The organism is Pseudomonas sp. ABFPK (genome assembly GCF_001586765.1).
In the GTDB taxonomy this organism is placed as follows: Bacteria; Pseudomonadota; Gammaproteobacteria; order Pseudomonadales; family Pseudomonadaceae; genus Aquipseudomonas; species Aquipseudomonas asiatica.
In genome coordinates, this window is the sequence record NZ_LQXW01000079.1 from 1 (window position 1) to 1,164 (window position 1,164).

Consider the following 1,164-nt stretch of genomic DNA (forward strand, 5'->3'; position numbering starts at 1 on the left):
TGAATCGCCCCTGGTTTCGTAGACACCTCCAAGCCTCATAATGAGGCCCAAATAGGAGGTGCCATGAGTCGTCAGCGTTACCCCGAAGAGTTCAAGATCGAAGCGGTCAAGCAAGTGACCGAGAAAGGCAAACCCGTCGCCGATGTCGCCCAGCGCCTGGGCATGTCCGTACATAGCCTTTACGCCTGGATCAAGGTCTACACCAAGCCCCAAGAGCAGCGTCAGCAAGACGACGATCAGCAGGCCGAATTGCGCAAGCTACGCGCTGAACTCAAGCGCGTGACTGAAGAGCGAGACATCTTAAAAAAGGCCGCCGCGTACTTTGCCAAGGAGTGCGGCTGAAGTACGCCTTCATCAAGAAGCACTCGACTGATTACCCGGTGCGGCGCCTTTGCCAAACCCTCAAGGTGCACCCCAGCGGCTACTACGCCTGGCTGGCCGAGCCTCAATCTGCCCGAGCAAAAGAAGATCAACGTCTGCTTGGCTTGATCAAGCACGCTTGGCTAGAAAGCGGAGGTGTATACGGCTACCGCAAAATTCACGATGACCTACGTGAGCTGGGAGAGGAATGCGGACGAAATCGAGTCGGGCGCTTGATGCAGGCGGAGGGGCTGCGTTCGCAAACGGGCTATCGGCGGCGTCCAGGGTTTTACGGTGGAAAACCAACAGTGGCCTCGCCCAACCACCTCGCGCGGCAGTTCAAGGTCAGTGAGCCGAACAAGGTCTGGGTGACAGATATCACTTACATCCGCACCTATGAAGGATGGCTCTATCTAGCGGTAGTGCTGGATCTGTTCTCACGCCAAGTAATTGGTTGGTCAATGAAGCCAAGGATGTGCAGCGACCTGGCTATCGACGCAATGTTGATGGCTGTGTGGCGACGCAAGCCACAGCAGCAAGTGATGATTCACTCAGATCAAGGTAGTCAGTTCAGTAGCTCAGATTGGCAAAGCTTCTTGAAGGCTAACAATGTAATCAGCAGCATGAGTCGGCGGGGAAACTGCCACGACAATGCCGTAGCCGAGAGCTTTTTCCAACTTTTGAAGCGGGAGCGCATCCGACGAAAGATCTACACAACCCGTGAAGAAGCCCGAAGTGATATTTTCGATTACATCGAAATGTTCTATAACCCTAAACGCCGACACAGCAGTGCTATGCAGCTGT

At 54.5% G+C, this 1,164-nt stretch carries 1 protein-coding gene; it reads left to right on the plus strand.

The window, feature by feature from the left end:
- Positions 1-63: 63 nt before the first annotated feature.
- A protein-coding gene (locus tag WM94_RS27670; protein WP_156486018.1) for an IS3 family transposase occupies positions 64-1,164 on the plus strand; the annotation gives its coding sequence in 2 pieces (ribosomal slippage) (positions 64-298 and positions 298-1,164; 1,102 coding nt annotated over the 2 pieces). This gene is flagged as partial in the annotation.